A 17,916-nucleotide genomic window follows, 5' to 3' on the forward strand; every position below is an offset into this window, starting at 1 on the left:
AACATGAAAAAAATCGCAATAATTATTCCAACACTATCAATTGGTGGCGGAGAAAAAATAGCAATTGAGAATGCCACTGATCTAGCCGAAAATGGATATAATGTTTCAATCATTATTCCAAGAGGTAGAGTTGAATATACTATACCCAATAATATATCATTATTTATAGGTTCAAGTAGTAATTTGCTAAGTGATACTATATTCTGTAAAAATACTCTAAATAAAATAAAACCTGACACTGTTATCTCTTACATGGAAAGAGCAAACTTTATTAACGTTATTACCCACTCAAGAAAAAAATACCAGAAAATCACATCGATACATACCGTTCCTTCAGTCGCATATAAAAATAGGAATTTTTTAAATAGAATTTTTATAACACTCACGATGTACCTAATAAAAAAACGCAATCTCCCTGTAGTAACCATGTCTAAAGGTATAATTAATGAATTATCAAATAATTATGGAATAACAAATACTCACCTCATAAAAAATTATTTTACTCCTCCACAAAAAATGATATCTAAAACACAAAAAAATGATTATTGCAATGATATCCTTTTTGGATTTATTGGAAGATTAAACCATGTAAAGGGCTGTGATATACTAATAGAAGCTATCGCTTTAGCCCGTACTTATGGAATAAAGTTCAATACTAAATTTTGGATAATTGGCGAGGGAGAACAAAAACAAGATTTAATTAACCTTAGCCAAAAACTTGGAGTTTCGTCTGAAATTATTTTTTTTGGGCGACGAGATGATATTCCAGAACTATTAAGCGAAATAGATTATTTAGTTGTACCTTCTTATGTCGAAGGCTTTGGCCTCGTAGTCTTAGAAGGTTTATACTATGGTTGTTCAATTATATATTCAAAATGCAAATACGGCCCCTCTGAAATAATGAACAATGCTATAAATATAAATGATTCGTTTCAATTCACAGACCCCAGCCAAAATAGACAATCTGCCATTAATGAACTCTCCTTGATAATTAAAAATATAAATAAAAAGAAGCAATCTGACAGTTTAAAAAGCAAGAGAGAGTATGTAATGAATAATTACAATAAAAAATCTTCAATACAAAAATTAATATCTTTAATAGAAGGTAATACTAAATGAAATATCTAATATACTCCGGTTGGTGGTGTGATAACAATCATCAATCCGATAAAAGAAATCATTATATTGGTGATGATATAATAAGAGATAAGCTATTTCATAATAAATGGTTTGATTGTATAAATAAATATACCTCACCAGAAAAAATATTAATAGTTGACTCCGCCTCACCAATTAAGCCAGATTTATTCGATGACCCAAGAATTGAGTTTTTATCTTTAAATAAAAATTTCGGGCATTCTACCAATCATTTTGGCAACATGTGTGGGGTTACTAGAGCCCACTTAATGGGCGTTTATTATGCCTTTCTTTGCGACTTAGATTATTGTGTATATATTGAACAGGATGCTTTAATTAAAGGTAACCTCATAGTCGAAGAAGCTATATCGAAGATGACTAAACCATACATGTTCGGTTCAGGTAAAGGAACACCATATGCAACTCAACAATCATTTTTTATAATCAGAAAAGATGGTTACATGCCATTCATAAATAGAATGAGTAATTTTTCATCATCATGCAATCAGCTTGCTCCAGAAAATAAATTTGCCATTGCTTCTAGTTCTTTTTTATCTAAGCTACCCGAGTTTTTATTTAAACTAAGAGGCATTGGAAGAATATTAGCATACTGGCCGAGCTTTAATAAAGTTCCATTTGGATACGGCAGAACAAGGCCAATTAATTTTAATGACCCATTCCTATACTTCCAACATGGTAGCATAGAAGAATTAAAGCATTTTGATGAGACTGAAGCAAATAACATTCAATGACTTTTTTCCTAATTTTAAAATTAAACAGATGATGTGAAAAATGAAAATAGCAATCGCAGGAACCGGCTACGTCGGCCTATCTAACGCCATGTTACTGTCACAACACCACGAAGTGGTCGCCGTGGACATCATCCCTGAAAAAGTGGCGATGTTAAACAATCATCAATCACCCATTGTTGATGCAGAAATTGAACAGTTTTTAACGGAAAAAACCCTCAACTTCCGTGCCACAGAAGATAAAACTGAAGCTTACACCGGTGCACAATACGTCATTGTCGCAACGCCAACCGACTATGACCCAAAAACCAATTACTTCAATACAAGATCGGTTGAGTCTGTTATTCATGATGTGAATGAAATTAACCCGCAAGCGACGATTATCGTGAAATCCACTATTCCGGTGGGCTTTACCGCGCGTTTACGTGAAGAATTTGGTTATACCAACGTGATTTTCTCTCCTGAATTTTTACGTGAAGGCCGCGCTTTGTGGGATAACTTGCACCCGTCCCGTATCGTGGTAGGAGAGCGTTCTGAGCGCGCGAAAATTTTTGCGGATTTACTGCTTGAAGGTGCAATTAAAAAAGACGTGCCCGTGTTATTTACCGATGGCACCGAAGCCGAAGCCATTAAGCTGTTTGCCAACACCTATTTAGCCATGCGTGTGGCGTACTTTAATGAGCTCGACACCTATGCAGAAAGCCGCGGTCTAAATGCACGCCAAATTATTGAAGGGGTCTCTTTAGACCCACGTATTGGCAGCCATTATAACAACCCATCATTCGGTTACGGTGGTTATTGTTTACCAAAAGATACCAAGCAACTGTTAGCTAACTACGATGACGTGCCAAATAACTTGATTAACGCCATTGTGGAATCGAACCGCACCCGCAAAGACTTTATTTCCGATGCAATCATTGCTAAAGCACCACGTAAAGTCGGTGTTTATCGCTTAGTGATGAAGGCTGGCTCTGATAATTTCCGCGCCTCTGCGGTACAGGGTGTGATGAAACGCATCAAAGCCAAGGGTATCGAAGTGGTGGTGTATGAGCCTGTTTTAAAAGAAAATGAATTTTTCCGCTCTAAAGTTATTCGTGACTTAGAGACTTTCAAAGCAGAAAGCGACATTATTTTAGCCAACCGGATGGTGCCTGAGCTGGAAGATGTAGCAGAGAAAGTCTATACCCGCGATTTATTTGGTAATGATTAATTTGGTGACGATGAGATGTCTGAAATTGTAACCCAAGAATTAGTTTCTATTATTATGCCTTGTTATAATGCAGAGCAATATATAAAAGACTCCATTAATTCTGTGTTAAACCAAACCTATCCTCACTTTGAATTAATTATTATTGATGACTTATCTACAGATAATTCTATTAATATTATTAATTCCTTCAGTGATAACAGAATCAAACTTATTCAATTAACACAAAATGGCGGTGCTGGGGTAGCTAGAAATACTGGTATAGAAGCAGCTCAAGGTCGGTTTATAGCTTTCCTAGATAGTGATGACCTATGGCGCCCAAATAAATTAGAAGTTCAATTAAGCCATATGATAGAAGGAAACTATCCTCTTTCGTATACTCAATACCAAAAGTTTACACAAGAGGGCAAAGGTAAACTCGTTATTCCTCCAAATACTGTGACATATAATGAATTACTTTATTGCAATATCATTGGTTGTCTGACTGCTGTCTATGATACAAAAATATTAGGCAAGCAATTTATGCCGCTGATCAGGAAAAGACAGGATATGGGGCTATGGCTAAAAATATTAGCCCAAGGTCACACAGCTTACTGTTGTCCTCAAGTCCTTGCTGACTATCGAACTGACTCAGGTATGACTCAAAATAAAATTGACGCCGCAAAATATCAATGGAAGTTTTACCGCCAGGAATTAAGTTTTAATATCATAAAATCAACTAAATATTTTATTGGCTATGCCATTAAAGGCATAATTAGAAAATAAAACTCAGGATTAACTATGCTAACTATCATCGGTGGTTCCGGTTTTATCGGCACCCGTCTCTCTAATCAATTAAAATCCCAAAATATTGACTTTAAAATCGTTGATATTCAAAAAAGCGAAGCTCATCCTGAAAAATGGGAATTTGGTGATGTTACCAAACCTGAAACACTTATTGAGCCATTAAAAGGCAGTGATGTTATTATTAATTTGTCTGCTCAACATAAAGATAATGTGCACCCAATTAGCCTTTACTATGAAGTGAATGTTGATGGTGCTAAAAATGTCTGTGATGTGGCTGAACAGCTTGGCATTAAACATATTGTATTTACCTCTTCTGTCGCTGTTTATGGCTTTGTTGAAAAAGAAACTGGCGAAGACGGTGAATACCATCCGTTTAATGACTATGGCAAATCAAAACTTGAAGCCGAATATGTCTATGATGCATGGCAAGCCAAGTCAGCGGATAATATCTTAGTCACCATACGCCCAACGGTTGTTTTTGGTGAAAATAACCGCGGTAATGTTTATAATTTATTCCGCCAAATTGCTTCAGGCCGTTTCTTAATGATCGGTGCAGGGAATAACCAAAAATCTATGGCTTATGTTGAAAATGTCGCTGCATTTATTTATTTTGCGACTACGTTTACAACTGGAAAACATGTTTTCAATTATATTGATAAGCCTGACTTTACTATGAATGAACTAACCACTGTAATTTGTGGTGCCTTAGATAAACCCAAATCAAATATCCGAGTTCCTTACCCAATCGGGATATTAGGTGGTTACTGCTTCGACATTCTTTCTAAAGTGACAGGCAAAGAGTTTCCTGTCAGCAGTATTAGAGTGAAAAAATTCTGTGCAAGAACACAATTTAAATCAAACTACATTGCTGATACCTCATTTACACCACCAGTTACACTGGAAAAAGGTATCGCTAATACAGTTCAATACGAATTCAAATAAAATAGGCGAGTGCCTTTAACCATATTGCTATAGGGATAGAGTGTATTTATGAAGCGTCTTTCTGTTGCTGTACTCATGCTAACCGCATTGACGGGCTGCACCGTCACCCCCGGCGCCTATGTATCAACCTCAGGCAAAAATGTGGTTGATACGGGTGACCGTGACATTACTAAATTGGTTGATATCTATCCAATCTCACCAAAATTATTGGATGATATGTACACCGCTCCCACCATTGCTAAACCGAATGCGCAGTTAGAAAAGCAACTGACTCATTATGAATATCGCGTGGGTGCAGGCGATGTATTAACCATTACAGTTTGGGACCACCCTGAATTGACTATCCCTGCGGGTTCATACCGTAGTGCGCAAGACTCCGGTAACTGGGTACATTCCGATGGGACTATCTACTACCCGTATATTGGTAAAGTCAAAGTGATCGGTAAAACCGTCACTGAAATCCGTACTCTGATCAGCAACCGTTTAGCCACCTATATCGAATCCCCACAAGTGGATGTGAGTATTGCCGCCTTCCGTTCACAAAAAATGTATGTGTCGGGTGAAGTGGCGAAACCAGGTACCTTGCCAATTACCAACGTGCCACTGACTATCTTAGAAGCCTTTAATAATGCCGGTGGTTTAACCGAAAAAGCCGATTGGGATAATGTGGTGCTCACCCGTAATGGCAAAGAAATCAAAGTGTCATTACAAGATTTAGTTCAGTACGGCGATTTAACCCAAAACTACCTGATGCTACCGGGTGATGTGCTATATGTACCACGTAATGATAGCCAAAAAGTGTTTGTAATGGGTGAAGTCGGTCAACCAACGACCTTAACTATTGACCGCGCAGGTATGAGTATTACTGAAGCCTTAAGCAAAGCGAGCGGGATAGACCAAACAACCGCTAATGCAACGGGTGTATTTGTTATTCGCCCAATTAAAAACCAACCAGCAGAAGACAAAGAACTCGAAGCTCTATTACCGAAAAAAATGGCCGCTGTTTATCAGTTAGACCTATCAGATGCGACATCGCTTGTGATGGGTACTGAATTTAAACTGCAGCCTTATGACTTAGTGTATGTTACCGCTGCGCCTGTAGTACGTTGGAACCGCTTGATTACCCAACTGTTACCAACTATCGCAACTTATAATCAGTTAACCGAAGGTACCAAGCGTATTCACGACTGGTAATCGATATGTTTAATAATATTCTCGTTGTTTGTATGGGAAATATCTGCCGCTCTCCTACAGGAGAGCGTTTATTACAACAGTATTTTCCCGAAAAAACTGTTCATTCGGCAGGTATTATCGCTAAAAATGATATGCCTGCTTATGACAGTGCCATCCGGATTGCCGAGCAACATAGCCTTTCCCTTGAAAACCATCAATCACGTCGATTAACCAGCGAAATATGCCATAAAGCAGACTTAATCCTAGTGATGGAAAACGATCATATTGCTAAAATCCACCAGCAGTTTCCTGAAACGCGCGGTAAGGTGATGTTATTTGGGCAATGGGTCAATAAAACTGAAATCCCTGACCCGCACAAACGCAGCGATGAAATGTTTGAACATGTTTACCAGTTGATGGAAAAAGCCGCGATTGCTTGGCAAGGCAAAATTTAATTTTATTTATTGGATGACTTAACATTTAACCTATTATGAACACAACAAAAAATAGCTCCCCTGCCTCAGATGAAATCGATCTGCTCGCTCTGTTTAAAGTTTTGAAATCCAACACCATTAAAATTGGGTTTTTTACTGTTATTTTTGCGGCTATCGCCATTGCATACAGTTTATTAGCAACCCCCATATACCAAGCGAATGCGACCTTACAGTATGACAAATTAGGACAGGTCTCATTACTTGACCAAATGAGTGATGTCATGCCATTTGGTAACAGCAATAACCAAGTCGACTCTGAAATTGAAGTCATCAAGTCCCGCATGGTGTTAGGTAAAACCGTTGCAGACTTGAACTTAGACACTCAAGCAGCCCCTGAAGGCTTTGTCAGTAAGTTACTTGGTGAAGTGGCTCCCGTCCATATTGCCCTATTTCAATTACCTGAAAACTTAATTGGCCAGCCATTGACCCTGACGTATTTGGGGGATAATAATTATTCCCTCAATGTGGATGGCCAAGTCTTGCAAGGTAAAGTCGGTGAAGTGCTTAAACAAGGGGAAATTAACTTATTAATTTCCAGTTTCGCGGCTGAAACTGGCGAAGAGTTTTCATTAATCAAAAATGCCCGTTACTCTACCATTGAAGACTTACGCAATACCCTAACCATCGCGGAAGTGGGCAAAGGTACCGGTATTATCAGTTTAGCCATTAAAGGTGCGGATAAAGTTGAGAATGTTAATATTCTCAACAGTGTTATCCAAAACTATGTAGACCAAAATACCGAGCGTAAAAAAGAAGTCACCAACAATACACTCGTGTTCTTAGATGGCTACTTACCTACGATTAAAAAGAAATTAGATAACTACGAAAACCAGCTCAATGCTTTTCGTAAAAAGAATGAATCCATTGATTTATCCTTAGAAGCCAAAGCGGCTTTAGATACTGCATTGCAGGTCGAAGAAAAGCTCAATGAATTGACCTTCAAAGAAGTGGAGATTCAACAGTTATATACCCGTAACCACCCCGCTTATCAGTCCCTATTAGATAAACGCCAACAGTTGTTACGTGAGAAAGAAAAAATTAGTAAAAATATTCAAAAATTACCGAATACCCAACAAGAAATCGTCCGTTTAACTCGTGATGTTGAAGCAGAACAAGCGATTTACGCTCAATTAGTCGCGAAACAACAAGAGCTCAGCGTATTGAACTCTGGTATTACTGCCGATGTGCGTATTATTGACTCCGCGGAGTCACAACCAAATGCTGTAGCACCAAAAAAATCACTGATTGTTGCTCTTGCCACTATCCTTGGCTATCCTTGGCTTTATTGTCGGCTGCGCGTATGTGATTGCTCGCGAGTTCTTTAATAATAAAATTAAGAGCACGGAAGATATCGATGCATTGGGTGTCAACGTCTACGCCACCATACCTTTCTCTGCCTATGAGAAAAAACTGATTGAGGCAGGCAATAAAAGCCCATTAGCGATAGAAAACCCAGCAGATACCGCGGTTGAAGCTATCCGTTCATTACGTACCAGTGTTTATTTCTCGGTAATGAATCAAGGTAACAACCTGGTGATGGTGACTAGTGCATCGCCAGGTGTGGGGAAAAGTTTTGTTACCTCCAATATGGCGGTGGTACTGGCTAACGCAGGTAAGAAAGTGTTATTAATCGATACCGACTTACGTAAAGGTCGTTTGCACAAAGCCTTTGGCTTAAACAATAAAGCGGGCTTATCTGACTACTTATCACAGCAAAGTTTAGAATCACCCACTATTCATGCTAACGTGATTGAAAATCTTGATGTGATTTGCCGTGGTAAAAATGTCACTCACTCGTCTGAGTTATTAATGGGTGAGCGCTTTAAGCAGTTACTGGATAAAGTCAAAAACCAATACGATATTGTGGTGATCGATACCGCACCAATCTTAGCAATTACTGACTCGGCGATTATTGGTAAATATGTCGGTACTTCATTACTGATTGCTTTCTACGGGGTGAATACCGTGAAAGATGTCGATTTATCACTGAAACGCTTTAAGCAAAATGATATCGAAATTACAGGTGTGATCTTGAATGGTATTGATGCAAGGTCTGACGACTATAACTACCATTATGAATATTAAGACTCAGGAATATTGAGATGAATAATCAACAAGTTCTCGTCACGGGTGGCCTTGGCTACATTGGTAGCCATACCTGTGTACAGATGATCCAGCAAGGGATGCAGCCGGTTATTTTAGATAACCTGCATAATGCCAACCTTGAAGTGCTTAACCGTATTGAAGCTATCACAGGTGTTAAGCCGGTCTTTTACCAAGGTGATGTGCGTGATAGCCAAATTTTAGCGTCCATTTTTGCTAATCATCAAATTCATTCCGTCATTCACTTTGCTGGGTTAAAAGCTGTTGGTGAGTCAGTACAGAAACCGATTGAATACTATGATGTTAACGTCAATGGCACACTGGTATTAGTGGAAAGCATGAAAAAAGCCGGTGTTAAAAGCCTGATTTTTAGTTCCTCCGCTACCGTATATGGTGATCCTGAAGAGGTACCGTTAACAGAAAATTCCAAAGTCGGTGGAACCACCAATCCATACGGAACCAGTAAGTATATGGTTGAGCGTATCCTTTCGGATTTATATATTGCGGAAGATGATTGGTCACTGACCTTACTGCGTTATTTTAACCCTGTTGGCGCACACCCATCCGGAACCATGGGTGAAGACCCGCAAGGGATTCCGAATAACTTGGCACCGTTTGTTTCCCAAGTCGCTGTAGGCCGCCGCCCACAAGTGATGGTATTTGGTAATGATTACCCAACACCGGATGGTACTGGTGTGCGTGACTATATTCACGTGATGGATTTGGCTGATGGCCATATTGCCGCGCTGAATAAAGTTAGCCAGCAAGCAGGCTTACATGTTTACAATCTTGGTACAGGGACTGGCACAAGTGTGCTGGAAATTATTGCTGCTTTTGAAAAAGCGTCAGGTAAACCAATTAAATATGAGATTGTAGCAAGGCGCCCTGGTGATATTGCGGAATGCTGGTCTAGCCCAGAAAAAGCATTGAAAGATTTAAACTGGAAAGCACAGTATTCTATCCAAGATATGGTCAATGATAGCTGGCGTTGGCAGTCCATGAACCCTAATGGTTATAATCGCTAACCTCAACGAGTTATTTCTATAGACGAGCCTTAATGGCTCGTTTTTTGTTTTCAGGGTACAAATAATTTTTACGGCTGCTATAAAAGTTCCACATGAAAACAAACCCATTTGCGCGTAAACTCTTCCCATCATTTCTTATCAAAAATATCAGCTTAACGTTATGCCACACATTGTTTTATTCGAACCAGAAATACCGCCAAATACGGGCAATATCATTCGCCTTTGTGCCAATACTGGCTTTGATTTGCATCTTATTCACCCTCTTGGCTTTACATGGGATGATAAACGCCTACGCCGTGCAGGGTTGGACTATAGCGAATTTGCCGATATCAAGCACCACCATGATTATTTTACTTTTTTAAAAAGTGAAGGGCTAAACCCGGATAATAACCAATCTGAAAGCGGTGCCCGTGTGTTTGCCTTAACGACTAAAGGTAAGCCAAGTCATAGTAATGTTAGTTATCAAGAAAATGATTATTTGATGTTTGGCCCTGAAACCCGAGGGCTACCGCCTTATGTGCTAGATAACATGCCAATAGAGCAAAAAATTCGTATTCCTATGTTGGCAGATAGCCGCAGTATGAATTTATCCAACTCTGTGGCAGTGGTTGTGTTTGAAGCATGGAGGCAGTTGGGGTATGCAGGGGCGCTGCTAAAGGACTAGACTATAAAAGGAGCTCAGTTTGAGTTCCTTTAGTTTGAATCAATAAAAAAATGCTCTCCACCAATTAATGGGATCAACCTTGCGAGCACACCATCAAGAACCCCCTCATCAGCAACTACCCCAAACTTCATACTTCTATCTTTCCAAGATATTGTTTGAATAAGGTTTGCCGCAGCAACACACGGAGTATCAAGATTATTTATCCTTACTTCTGTTATGTGCCCTCTAATGCTTGTGCTAATAGGACAACAAATTACCAAGCCTGATTTTTTATTATATTCCACACTGGATAAAACGAGTGCAGGCCGATATTTTCCTATTTCTTTTCCTTTCGTTGGGTCAAAATCTAACCAAACAATATCATTTCGCCTTGGTATGTAACTTTTACTCATTCACCAATTTCCATATCATTAATTTGAGCAAGTTCATCTGAATGACTATTATATTCATTCATATTGTCAAGCAAATAAGCTTCAGAAAACATCCTTATCTTCTTTTTGGGAGAAAGAACCAAATTACCATTATTAACAGAAATATCAAGACGTTGGCCAACCTCAATACCTAATTGTTTTAAGATAGCTGATGGGATAACAATGCCTTGGCTATTTCCCCATTTTTTTATAGCAACGCTCATTTCTCTTACCCCATACTTATTTTTGAGTATATTAGTTTCTCAATGTATAAACATTGTATAACCTCATTGAGGTTAAAGCAAATTTTCGGTCAATTTATATACAGATAGGGGAAATCAAAAATGAAAACGATCGAACTAGAACCCTCACAACTCAAATCCCATCCCCATTTTCAAAACCCCAAATACTACCATTAAAGTTTTGATCCATTTCTAAGGACGGTTTATCGCTGGTTGGTTTACCGACAATGCGTGCTGGAACCCCTGCTACCGTGGTGTGTGGTGGAACGGGGTGAAGTACAACAGAACCTGCGCCAATTTTTGCACCGCGGCCAATTTCAATATTGCCTAGAATTTTTGCCCCTGCGCCAATCATCACCCCTTCTCTTACTTTAGGATGGCGGTCGCCACAGGTTTTCCCAGTACCGCCTAGCGTGACGGATTGCAAAATTGAGACATCATTTTCGACAATGGCCGTTTCCCCAATCACAATACCCGTTGCGTGGTCAAGCATAATGCCACAACCAATACGGGCGGCTGGGTGGATATCGACACCAAAAGAGACGGAGATTTGATTTTGCAAATAAACTGCCAGCGCTTGGCGGCCTTCTTTCCACAGCCAATTACCGATGCGATAGGCTTGCAAGGCGTGGAAACCTTTCAAATACAATAATGGAGTGGAATATTTATCAACGGCAGGGTCACGTAGGCGAACCGCGGCTAAGTCCATTGCTGCAGAGAAAATCATGCCTTCGTCATTGCGATAAGCTTCCTCAACAATTTCACGCACTTCAAGCGCTGGCATAATCGGCGAGCTCAGTTTATTGGCTAGCATATAGCTGAGCGCACTGCCTAAATTGTCGTGCTTTAACAATGTCGCGTTAAAAAAGCTGGCGAGGAGTGGTTCGCAGTCCGCAAGAGACTTCGCTTCATCTTTAATGAAACCCCAAATTCTATCCAGTTCTTCACGCGACATAATCACTCACCTATCTATTTTTATTAATCATGCAGCTTTGGCATATCGGCAATTTCATCTTTCGTCGCACGCCCTAGCAGTGCTTGCGCCGCCTCTAACACATTTTTATGGCGGTAAAGGATTTGATAAATTTGCTCAGTAATTGGCATTTCAACACCTGCCCGCTCAGCCAGTGCGCGGACTTCCTTGGTATTACGATAGCCTTCAACGACTTGGCCAATCTCTTTTTCTGCATCTTCAACGCTAACGCCATCACCTAGCATCATACCAAAACGGCGGTTACGGGATTGGTTATCTGTACACGTTAACACAAGGTCACCTAAGCCTGCCATACCCATAAAAGTTGCAGGGTCTGCTCCCAAAGCTGCACCTAAACGACTCATTTCAGCTAAACCGCGGGTAATCAATGCAGTACGTGCATTCGCACCAAAGCCCATGCCATCAGAAATACCGGCACCAATAGCAATCACGTTTTTTACGGCACCACCCAGTTGCACTCCAACCATGTCAGGGTTCTTATAGACGCGAAAACTCTTGCCACAATGGAATAATTTTTGTAAATCATCACCAAATTGGCTATCGCTTGCCGCCACGGAAATTGCCGTTGGTAAACCTGCGGCTAATTCTTTCGCAAATGTCGGGCCAGAAAGTACTGCCAGCGGAATTTCATTGCCTAATACCTCACGTGCCACTTCTTGCAACAAACGGCCAGTATCCCTTTCTAAGCCCTTAGTCGCCCAAATAATACGGGAGTCTGCGCGTAAGTATGGCTGGATTTGCTTTAGTACATCACCAAAAACATGGCTCGGTACCACAATCAAGATATTAGGGCTCGCCTCAACGGCGCATTTTAAGTCCGTTTCGAGAGATAAACTATCAGGAAAAGAAACGCCAGACAAAAACGCCTGATTGCTGCGATCTTGTTCTAATTGATGAATGTGTTTTGGGTCATGGCCCCATAACACAACCTGATGTGCATTACGTGCAAGCGTAATGGCTAAAGCGGTGCCGTACGAGCCGGCACCGATCACTGTCATTGAAGCAGTATTCATTAAGCGTCCTGTTGAGCTTCTGAGTTCTGCGCTTGTTCACCTTGTTGCTGCTGTAAATAGTTCATGAACAGTGCATCAAAGTTAACTGGCGCTAAGTTCAATTGTGGGAATGTACCACGGCCCACTAAGCTAGTGATCGCTTCACGTGCGTATGGGAACAGGATGTTCGGGCAATATGCACCTAAGCAATGTGCCATTTGAGTACCTTCAATACCTTCGATAGAGAAAACACCCGCTTGCTGGACTTCACACAGGAAAGCGGTTTCTTCACCTAAAGTTGCAGTCGTTGTGACGCGTAAAACAACTTCATAAACACCTTCAGACAGCTGAGTTGAAGAAGTATCTAAATCTAATTTGATTTCTGGTTGCCACTCGTGTTGAAAGATGTGTGGTGCATTAGGTGCTTCAAATGAAACGTCTTTTGCATAAATGCGTTGAATTTGAAAAACCATTTCTGAGTTGTTTTGTTCTGACATAGTTTATGTACCTTTAACTTCCATATGAATTTTCCCTGTCATTCTTTGAGCTACAGGGGTGTTCGCTGCATTGCGCTACCCAAGTCACATACTGCGAATATAACTTGGGAGCAAATACATGCTGGATAACTACTTCTTACCACGAGCTAGCGGAAGGTTTTCACCTGCCCAGCCAGAGATCCCTTCTTTCAGGACAAAGACTTTTTCAAAACCGTGTTGTGCCAGCTGTTCAGCAGGTTTACCTGATTCCATACCACTCGCAGAAACGATAATCACTGGTTTCTGTTTGTGTTTTTCTAATTCACCTAAATTATTCTCTTTAATTTCAGACGGTGTTAAGTTAATAGAATCAATAATGTGCCCTTTACGGAAATCATCGCGAGAACGTAAATCGACAACAACCGCCTCTTCTTTATTAATCAGTGTAATCGCTTGTGAACGAGCAATCACTTTCGTTTTAGAGAAAAGGCCTTTAAAGGTCATAACAACCACAGCAACTAATAGCGCTATCCAAACCAGACTCAATAACATGTTCCGGCTTACAAATTGCATGATTTCTTGGATCATGGGGGGCAATCACTCCCGTTAGTTAAAAACGAATATCAAAGGGTTCTGAGTATACCTTTGTGTTGAGCTAATTACAGCCAATTCCCGCAAACTAGCTTATTTTTTTTGCGCTAAGGCACGCAAAATTAACACCGTTCAGTGAAAAATCGCTTTTCTGTTTCGAAGCGGTACGCAAATATTTTATCATAAACGTGCGAAACAGGTCTAAATCGTGCTTCAAATAGGCAGTGAATAAGAAAAAAGTATTGAATACTGGCTATACAAAATAAATCAGTGATAATAAAACTGTGTTATTTGACTTAATATAGTTCTGATTCAGGGCAAAAGTCCGAATTTATAAATGTTTTCAATACTATTTGTTAGACAGTGCTGGAAACCATCACTTGCAGATGAAATAATCAGTTATTGCATTTAATTGAGGTGATTTATCACGATGGCCAATACACATCATCGAATGAAAATTTCATTTATTCGTCAGGCTATTAGCGCTCTCTTTGGGTTAGGGTTGCTTGCGCTCGCCCCAACACAAACTGTGTTTGCCAACCAGATCACTGAAAATAAAGGGCAATTACATGATTTACTCAAAAGTATTGCTGAAAAAGAAAAAAGCGTAAAAGAACAACAAGCCAAGCGCTCAGCACTGCTTGAACAACTTAAACAACAAGAGCAAAGTATTTCTGCGGCCGGTCGTAGCCTGCATGAGACTCAAAACCAGCTAAAACAATTAGATAAAGAAATTGTTTCCTTAAATAGCAATATCAAGCAACTACAAACCAAAAAACAACAACAAGAAAAATTATTAGCTGACCAACTAGACGCTGCCTTTCGGTTAGGTAAACACCAAGGGTTAACCCTAATGTTCAAAGGTGAAGAAGGCCAGCGAGAAGAACGTATTTTGGCCTATTACAGCTATTTAAATCAGGCGCGTGAAAAAAACATTGCCGCTCTAGAGGAAACTACTCAAGAGCTGCAAGAACAAAAACAACTCGAACAAAAAAAACAAGCCGAACAAAAAACAACACTGGCTCGCCAACAACAAGAAAAGCGTAAGTTGGATAACGCACGCGCTTCACGGCAAAAAACCTTGAATGCCCTTGAAAGTACATTAAAAGAAGACCAAAAAAATCTTGCTGTTCTAAAACAAAACGAAGCAAGATTACGCGACAAAATTGCTCGCGCCGAACGTGAAGCCAAGGCCAGAGCAGAGCGAGAGGCCAAAGAAGCAGCACGTATTCGCGTGCAAGTCGCTGAAAAAGAACGTCAAGCCAAACAGAAAGGCTCAACCTATAAACCGTCAGAGAGCGAACGTTCACTGATGTCTCGTACTGGTGGTTTAGGGCGCCCTGCAGGGCAAGCTATCTGGCCTGTTCGTGGTTCATTACTCCATAACTATGGTGATACCATTTCCAGTGAGTTACGTTGGAAAGGCATGGTTATCGCCGCTAATGAAGGAACGCAAGTCAAAGCCATCTCCGATGGGCGCGTGTTACTGGCTGACTGGTTACAAGGCTATGGGCTCGTTGTCGTCGTTGAACACGGTAAAGGGGATATGAGCCTGTATGGTTATAACCAAAGTGCCTTAGTGAATGTTGGCCAAGAGGTTAGAGCGGGCCAACCTATCGCCTTAGTGGGTAGCAGTGGCGGCCAAGAACGTCCGGCCCTCTATTTTGAAATTCGTAGACAAGGTAAAACCGTAAACCCACGTCCATGGTTAGGCCGATAAATATAGTTAGGGCGATAAATTTTAAATTCAATTAATTAGGATAACGTTATGCTGAAGCACTTACCCATTCGACCACTCATTGTTTTGTCATTATTAATGATGTGTCTACCGGTGAGTGCGGCAAAATTGGCGATTGTGATTGATGATTTTGGTTATCGCGTTAAAGAAGACAACCAAATTCTAGCGTTATCCCCTGCGGTAACTATTGCAATTTTACCGAGCTCTCCCCATGGCCGTGAAGTCGCAGAAAAAGCCCATCAGCAAGGGCGCGATATTCTCATCCATATGCCAATGAAACCATTGAGCAAACAACCGCTAGAGAAAGACACATTAGCTCCATCAATGAGTGCAGAGGAAATTGACCTTATTATTAAAAATGCGATAACCCGAGTTCCTTATGCAAAAGGCATGAATAACCATATGGGGAGCGAGATGACATCAAGCTTACCCGGTATGCAGAACGTGATGCGCAGCCTGTCAAAGTCAAACTTGTTTTTCCTCGATAGCGTAACCATTGGGAATACCCAAGTAGGTAATGCCGCCAAAGAATACGGCGTTCCCACGTTACGTCGCCATATTTTTATTGATAACCACCAATCGGAAGAAGAAACCCGCACTCAGTTGAATAAAGCCGTTGCTTACGCGCGTAAACACGGCAGTGCGGTTGCCATTGGTCATCCACACCCCTCTACCGTTCGAGCCTTGCAAAAATACCTAGCCCAACTTCCTGCTGATGTTGAATTAGTTGCCGTTAGTGCTCTGCTGAGCCCTCAATCTTCAACTAAACAACCAACATCATTAAGAATGCTATCTGAAGAAGCGAAAAAGACACCGACACAACCTCAAACTAAGCAAGCAGTACAAGATGAAATAAAAACACCACTAACCAAAGATGCTACTGTTGTGCAACCCGAAGCGGCTAGCCAACCAGAAAATGTGATTATTCCGCAAGAACTCGGTATATGTGAGTTTACATTACCGCCTTCTAAGCCACAGGGAATTGATTTTATTATGTTTGTGGTTGAGAGTATTTATAACGATAAGGCTTTACAACCTTTGTTGGTACAGGGCGATAGAGCCCAAAAGCGCCCGCTTTTCAAGCAACAGCAGTAGATCATTTTCGGTTCCCCCTCTTGGTTCAAAAAAGCCAAAAAGGGGAATGGATATGATAAAAATTTAATCCCAGTTTAAAATCACTTTACCAGATTGGCCTGAACGCATGATATCAAAGCCTTTTTGGAACTCATCAATCGAGAATTGATGGGTAATTATCGGTGATAAATCCAAACCAGATTGAATGAGTGTCGCCATTTTATACCATGTTTCAAACATCTCACGGCCGTAAATTCCCTTAATAAACAGTCCTTTGAATATTACTTGGCTCCAATCTGTTGCCATCGAAGCAGGGGGAATCCCTAATAGTGCAATTCTGCCACCGTGGTTCATGGTGTCTAACATGGTCTGAAAAGCGGCTGGAGCACCAGAAACTTCCAGTGCAACATCAAAACCTTCTTTCATTCCCAATTCGTTCATCACGTCTTTTAAATTTTCACGACTGACGTTCACGGCACGGGAAACCCCCATTTTTTTCGCGAGTTCAAGTCGATAATCATTCACATCCGTGATAACAACATGTCGTGCTCCCACATGTCGGCACACTGCAGCCGCCATGATACCTATAGGGCCAGCGCCGGAAACCAGCACATCTTCCCCCACTAAATCAAAGGAAAGTGCCGTATGAACTGCGTTACCAAATGGGTCAAAAATCGCCGCTATTTCATCAGGAATGTTATCGGGAATTTTAAAAGCATTAAATGCGGGGATCACCAAATATTCAGCAAAACACCCTTCTCGGTTAACCCCCACCCCAATCGTATTGCGGCAAAGATGAGTACGGCCACCACGGCAGTTTCGACAGTGGCCGCAAGTAATATGCCCTTCCCCTGACACTCGGTCACCAATTTTAAAACCTTTGACTTCCTGCCCAATCGCAACAATTTCCCCTATATATTCATGACCGACAACCATTGGGACAGGAATGGTTTTCTGAGACCATTCATCCCAGTTATAGATATGTACATCCGTACCGCAAATCGCAGTTTTACGAATTTTGATCATCACATCATTGTGCCCGAGTTCCGGTTTCGGAACATCTGTCATCCATATACCTGGTTCAGCTTTCAGTTTGGACAGTGCTTTCATAAAAGACCT

20 protein-coding genes are annotated in these 17,916 nt (G+C 40.7%); 13 read left to right on the forward strand and 7 right to left on the reverse strand.

Translation table 11 applies throughout. The features are described from left to right. Window positions 1–3: 3 nt before the first annotated feature. The 11 genes from P3L44_RS20105 to trmL all read left to right on the forward strand — a co-directional run bounded on the left by P3L44_RS20105 (window position 4) and on the right by trmL (window position 10,280). Entirely contained in the window at window positions 4–1,119 is a 1,116-nt protein-coding gene (locus P3L44_RS20105; protein ID WP_239354797.1) for a glycosyltransferase, read from the forward strand. Then, window positions 1,116–1,889 carry a hypothetical protein gene (locus tag P3L44_RS20110; RefSeq protein ID WP_213942678.1) on the forward strand — a complete coding sequence of 258 codons (774 nt, stop codon included), beginning with the start codon at window positions 1,116–1,118 and terminating at the stop codon, window positions 1,887–1,889. The genes P3L44_RS20105 and P3L44_RS20110 overlap by 4 nt, the downstream gene beginning before the upstream one ends. A 40-nt stretch (window positions 1,890–1,929) precedes the next feature. After that, window positions 1,930–3,096 carry a nucleotide sugar dehydrogenase gene (locus P3L44_RS20115; protein ID WP_004906857.1) on the forward strand — a complete coding sequence of 389 codons (1,167 nt, stop codon included), beginning with the start codon at window positions 1,930–1,932 and terminating at the stop codon, window positions 3,094–3,096. A 15-nt stretch (window positions 3,097–3,111) separates the two neighbouring features. After that, window positions 3,112–3,858 (forward strand): glycosyltransferase family 2 protein, encoded by a 747-nt coding sequence (locus P3L44_RS20120; protein ID WP_239354523.1) that lies wholly within the window; start codon window positions 3,112–3,114, stop codon window positions 3,856–3,858. 15 nt (window positions 3,859–3,873) lie between these two features. Continuing rightward, the gene (locus P3L44_RS20125; RefSeq protein WP_109912514.1) at window positions 3,874–4,821 is read left to right on the forward strand and encodes an NAD-dependent epimerase/dehydratase family protein; all 948 of its coding nucleotides are present in this window, start codon (window positions 3,874–3,876) and stop codon (window positions 4,819–4,821) included. A gap of 48 nt (window positions 4,822–4,869) precedes the next feature. Beyond that, a complete protein-coding gene (locus P3L44_RS20130; protein WP_195697926.1) occupies window positions 4,870–6,015 on the forward strand; it encodes a polysaccharide export protein in 1,146 nt (381 codons plus the stop codon). 5 nt (window positions 6,016–6,020) lie between these two features. Then, the gene (locus tag P3L44_RS20135; protein ID WP_239354525.1) at window positions 6,021–6,449 is read left to right on the forward strand and encodes a protein tyrosine phosphatase; all 429 of its coding nucleotides are present in this window, start codon (window positions 6,021–6,023) and stop codon (window positions 6,447–6,449) included. 35 nt (window positions 6,450–6,484) lie between these two features. Beyond that, window positions 6,485–7,813, forward strand: coding sequence for a GNVR domain-containing protein (locus P3L44_RS20140; RefSeq protein WP_272662779.1), 1,329 nt, complete (start codon window positions 6,485–6,487; stop codon window positions 7,811–7,813). Then, window positions 7,743–8,573, forward strand: coding sequence for a polysaccharide biosynthesis tyrosine autokinase (locus P3L44_RS20145; RefSeq protein WP_272662778.1), 831 nt, complete (start codon window positions 7,743–7,745; stop codon window positions 8,571–8,573). The genes P3L44_RS20140 and P3L44_RS20145 overlap by 71 nt, the downstream gene beginning before the upstream one ends. A gap of 17 nt (window positions 8,574–8,590) precedes the next feature. Further along, window positions 8,591–9,616, forward strand: coding sequence for a UDP-glucose 4-epimerase GalE (gene galE / locus P3L44_RS20150; protein WP_239354527.1), 1,026 nt, complete (start codon window positions 8,591–8,593; stop codon window positions 9,614–9,616). A gap of 160 nt (window positions 9,617–9,776) precedes the next feature. After that, window positions 9,777–10,280 (forward strand): tRNA (uridine(34)/cytosine(34)/5-carboxymethylaminomethyluridine(34)-2'-O)-methyltransferase TrmL, encoded by a 504-nt coding sequence (gene trmL / locus P3L44_RS20155; protein ID WP_239354528.1) that lies wholly within the window; start codon window positions 9,777–9,779, stop codon window positions 10,278–10,280. Between the two features lie 29 nt (window positions 10,281–10,309). Here the strand turns inward: trmL and P3L44_RS20160 are convergent, their stop codons facing one another. From P3L44_RS20160 to P3L44_RS20185, 6 genes are all read right to left on the reverse strand, one after another. Next, complete coding sequence (locus P3L44_RS20160) at window positions 10,310–10,672, reverse strand: type II toxin-antitoxin system PemK/MazF family toxin (protein ID WP_239354530.1); 363 nt, start codon at window positions 10,670–10,672, stop codon at window positions 10,310–10,312. Further along, window positions 10,669–10,914 carry an AbrB/MazE/SpoVT family DNA-binding domain-containing protein gene (locus tag P3L44_RS20165; RefSeq protein ID WP_004906951.1) on the reverse strand — a complete coding sequence of 82 codons (246 nt, stop codon included), beginning with the start codon at window positions 10,912–10,914 and terminating at the stop codon, window positions 10,669–10,671. Before P3L44_RS20165 ends, P3L44_RS20160 begins: the two co-directional genes overlap by 4 nt. A 151-nt stretch (window positions 10,915–11,065) precedes the next feature. Continuing rightward, window positions 11,066–11,887 (reverse strand): serine O-acetyltransferase, encoded by an 822-nt coding sequence (gene cysE, locus P3L44_RS20170; protein ID WP_140172957.1) that lies wholly within the window; start codon window positions 11,885–11,887, stop codon window positions 11,066–11,068. A 23-nt stretch (window positions 11,888–11,910) separates the two neighbouring features. After that, on the reverse strand, window positions 11,911–12,939 hold the full coding sequence (gene gpsA, locus P3L44_RS20175) for an NAD(P)H-dependent glycerol-3-phosphate dehydrogenase (protein ID WP_272662777.1): 1,029 nt from the start codon (window positions 12,937–12,939) through the stop codon (window positions 11,911–11,913). Further along, entirely contained in the window at window positions 12,939–13,415 is a 477-nt protein-coding gene (gene secB, locus P3L44_RS20180; RefSeq protein WP_004906947.1) for a protein-export chaperone SecB, read from the reverse strand. Before secB ends, gpsA begins: the two co-directional genes overlap by 1 nt. 129 nt (window positions 13,416–13,544) lie before the next feature. After that, window positions 13,545–13,982, reverse strand: a complete 438-nt coding sequence (locus P3L44_RS20185; RefSeq protein ID WP_004265159.1) for a rhodanese-like domain-containing protein — start codon at window positions 13,980–13,982, stop codon at window positions 13,545–13,547. 433 nt (window positions 13,983–14,415) lie between these two features. Between P3L44_RS20185 and envC the strand changes: the two genes are divergently transcribed. Continuing rightward, window positions 14,416–15,705, forward strand: coding sequence for a murein hydrolase activator EnvC (envC, locus tag P3L44_RS20190; RefSeq protein WP_140172956.1), 1,290 nt, complete (start codon window positions 14,416–14,418; stop codon window positions 15,703–15,705). 48 nt (window positions 15,706–15,753) lie between these two features. Beyond that, window positions 15,754–16,818, forward strand: a complete 1,065-nt coding sequence (locus P3L44_RS20195; protein ID WP_140172955.1) for a divergent polysaccharide deacetylase family protein — start codon at window positions 15,754–15,756, stop codon at window positions 16,816–16,818. 63 nt (window positions 16,819–16,881) lie between these two features. On the opposite strand, the gene tdh is transcribed toward P3L44_RS20195, so the two are convergent. Beyond that, window positions 16,882–17,907: an L-threonine 3-dehydrogenase gene (gene tdh / locus P3L44_RS20200; RefSeq protein ID WP_215954284.1), complete on the reverse strand. Its 1,026-nt coding sequence runs from the start codon at window positions 17,905–17,907 to the stop codon at window positions 16,882–16,884. Between the last annotated feature and the right edge of the window lie 9 nt (window positions 17,908–17,916).

This window comes from Providencia sp. PROV175 (assembly GCF_032707045.1).
Classification (GTDB): domain Bacteria; phylum Pseudomonadota; class Gammaproteobacteria; order Enterobacterales; family Enterobacteriaceae; genus Providencia; species Providencia hangzhouensis.